The sequence below is a fragment of the Streptomyces sp. McG3 genome, from assembly GCF_018619185.1.
GTDB lineage: Bacteria > Actinomycetota > Actinomycetes > Streptomycetales > Streptomycetaceae > Streptomyces.
Genome location: NZ_JAAXYC010000502.1, coordinates 1 through 3320, shown reverse-complemented (window position 1 = coordinate 3320; position 3320 = coordinate 1). Strand labels below are relative to the sequence as shown.

The 3320-nt window shown below is 73.7% G+C and carries 2 protein-coding genes; both read right to left on the bottom strand.

Going from position 1 to position 3320, the window contains the following annotated elements; genetic code table 11:
- A partial coding sequence (locus tag HET64_RS37685) for a beta-ketoacyl synthase N-terminal-like domain-containing protein (protein WP_251146425.1) occupies positions 1–397 on the bottom strand: 397 nt, incomplete at its 3' end.
- 32 nt (positions 398–429) lie between these two features.
- Positions 430–3320 (bottom strand): type I polyketide synthase (locus tag HET64_RS37680; protein WP_215111734.1); only part of this gene is annotated, 2891 nt, incomplete at its 5' end.

The window sequence follows — 3320 nt, the reverse complement described above, 5'->3', positions numbered from 1 at the left end:
GCGGGTCCATCGCCAACGCCTCACGCGGCGAGATCCCGAAGAACCCCGCGTCGAACTCCGCCGCGTCGTAAAGGAACCCGCCCTCACGCACGTACGACTTCCCCGGAGCGTCCGGGTCCGGGTCGTACAACGTGTCGAGGTTCCAGCCGCGGTCGGCGGGGAAGCCGGACACCGCGTCGCGGCCCTCGGCGACAAGGTCCCACAGCTCTTCCGGGGAGCCGACGCCACCGGGGAAGCGGCAGGCCATGCCGACGATCGCGACGGGCTCGGCGGCGGCGGCCGTCAGCCGGGCGTTCTCGCGTCGCAGCCGCTCGGCCTCCTTCAGCGTGTTCCGGAGGGCGCCGACGACCTTGTCCTGGTCCGACCGGTCGGCGGCGTTGTCCTGGGATGGAGTCATGGCTCGTTCCTTGGCTTCGGCGCGGTCGGGGGTCACTGGTCGTTCTCGGCGAGGCGGAGGAGGTCGTCGAGGTCCATGTCGTCGATCCCCGCGGTCCCGTCGCCCTCTGCCGTGCCCCCGGAGTCCCCGTCGGCGGCGGGTGCCCCGACGGCGGCGTCCACGGTTTCCAGTCCGGCGAGGCGAACCAGCGTGTCGAGCACGCCGGCCTCCCGGAGCCGGTTGAGCGGGATGGCGGAGAGCGCCCGGCGGACGCGGCCCTCCTCGGCTGCCCGGGTGTCCGTGCCGTCGGCGACGGACAGCTCCTCGCCGAGGTAGCGGGCGAGAGCCGTCGGCGTCGGGTAGTCGAAGATGACGGTGGCGGGCAGGCGCAGTCCGGATTCGAGGGCGAGCCGGTTGCGCAGTTCGACGGCCGTGAGGGAGTCGAAGCCCTGGTCGAGGAAGCCGGTCTCCGCACCCACGGTGCCGGGGCTCCCGTGCCCGAGCACCGTCGCGGCGTGGCCCCGGACGACGTCCAGCAGCAGCGCGTCACGCTTCTCGGCCGGCACAGCGGCGAGGCGCTCGATGAGCGACGGTCCGTCTTGACCGCCGGTGCCGGCGTGTGCCGCCGCGGTGCGGCGGGCGGGCACCCGGACCAGGTCGCGGAAGAGCTGGGGCACGGGTTCGGTGACCGCGCGGGCGGCCAGCGCCCGCTGGTCGAGCGCCACCGGGACGAGAAGCGCCCGGTCCGCTGTGAGCCCCCGGTCGAACAGGGCGAGTGCCTGCTCGGTGGTCAGGGCACGGACGCCCGCCCGGTTGCCGCGCGCCAGGTCACCGCGGTCCAGGCGGGCGGTGATGCCGCTGCTCTGCTCCCACAGACCCCAGGCCAGGGAGACACCGGGGAGCCCGAGGGCCCTGCGGTGCTGGGCGAGGGCGTCGAGGAAGGCGTTGGCGGAGGCGTAGTTGGCCTGTCCCGCGCTGCCCAGCACGCCGCTGAACGAGGAGAAGAGGACAAAGGCGGCCAGGTTCATGTGGTGCGTCAGCCGGTGCAGGTTGACCGCGGCGTCGACCTTGGGCCGCAGGACCCGTCCGAGCTGTTCGGGGGTGAGGCCGCCGACGGTGCCGTCCTCCGTCACGCCCGCGGCGTGGACCACACCGCTCAGCGGATTGTCGTCGCCGAAGCCGGCGAGCACGTCGGCGAGGGCGGCATGGTCGGCGGTGTCGCACGCGGCGACCGTGACGTGCGTCGCGCCGGCGGCGGTGAGATCGGCGACGAGCTCGGCCGCGCCGTCCGCGTCCCGTCCGCGCCGGCTGGTCAGCAGCAGTCGGCGCACGCCGTGCCGGGTGACCAGGTGACGGGCCACGAGTCCGCCGAGGGTGCCGGTGCCTCCGGTGACGAGCACGGTGCCGGCGTCCAGGCGGACGTCCGGGGCGTCCTCGGGTGCGGATCCTGCGGCGGCGAGCACCGGCGCGAGCCGCGTGCCTGTCCGGAGCGCGAGTTGTCCGTGGCCGGAGGCGACTGCCTCGGCGAGTACGTCCCACGAGGCGACGGAGTCGTCGATGTCGACGAGGGCGAACCTGCCGGGGTGCTCGGCCTGCGCGGAGCGCATCAGACCCCACAGGGCGGCGCCCGGCAGGTCGGTGACGGCGTCGCCTGCGACCGATACGGCACCGCGCGTGACGCAGACGAGCCGGGATCCCGCGAAACGCTCGTCGGCGAGCCATCGCTGTGCGGTGGCCAATGCGTCGGCGGTGCGGCGGTGCACCGCGCCGGCCAGGCCGTCATCGACTGCTGCGGTGGTGGGAGCCGTGACCAGCACCACGGTGTCGGGTACGGCGGTGCCCGCGTCCATGAGCGCGATCAGCTCGTCCAGGTCGGCACACGTGTCGACGGTCTCGGCCGCGCCCTTGAGAGCGGACGGTACGTCGGCGTCCGTGTGCTGGAGAACGGCCCACCGTCCGCCGCCCGCAGGGACGGCGGTCGTGGCGTCGGCGGTCTGCTTCCAGTCCAGGTGGAACAGGGTGTTGCCGCCGGCCGCCGCACCGAGCTCGCCCTTCACGGGGCGGGAGACGAGGCCGTCGACCGAGGCCACGGTGTGTCCCGCCGCGTCGAGGAGCGTGAGCGCGACGGTATCGGCTCCGGCCCAGGCGATACGTACCCGGGCCGCTGCCGCGCCGGAGGCGTGCAGCTCCACTCCGTTGAACGAGAACGGCAGTCGGACGTTCTCGTCGTCGGGGCCCGCCGCGTCGAGGAGCGCGGGGTGCAGTGCGGCGTCCAGCAGGGCGGGGTGGATGCCGTAGGAAGCGGCGTCGTTGTCCTCGGGCAGGGCCACCTCGGCAAGGAGGTCCGAGCCATGACGCCACGCGGACGTCAGGCCCCGGAAGGCGTTCCCGTAGTGGTAGCCACGATCGGCCAGGCCCTCGTAGAACCCGGTCAGTTCGATACGTTCCGCGTCGGCTGGTGGCCAGATCCCCGCGTCGTCGGCGGGCACCTTGCCGGGCTCGGTGAGGAGTCCGGTGGCGTGGAGGGTCCAGGTGTCGCCGTCGTCGGGCCGCGAGTGCACGGCGACAGGCCGGCCACCCGTGGCATCCGGACCCTCGACCACCACCTGGAGACGCACACCGCCCCGCTCGGGAAGGATCAGCGGGGCCTGGAGCGTCAACTCCTCGACCCGGCCGCACCCGACCTCGTCCCCCGCCCGCACCGCAAGCTCCACGAACGCCGTCCCCGGCAGGAGCACCACACCACCGACCTGGTGATCAGCCACCCACGACTGCGCACCACGCCCGACCCGCCCGGTCAGCACCACACTCCCACCCTCGGCCATGGGGAGGGCGGCGGTGAGGAGGGGATGTCCGGTGTTGGAGAGGCCGAGGCCTTCCGCGTCGCCCGACACATGGGCCTTGGGAAGCCAGTAGTGGCTGCGCTGGAAGGCATACGTCGGCA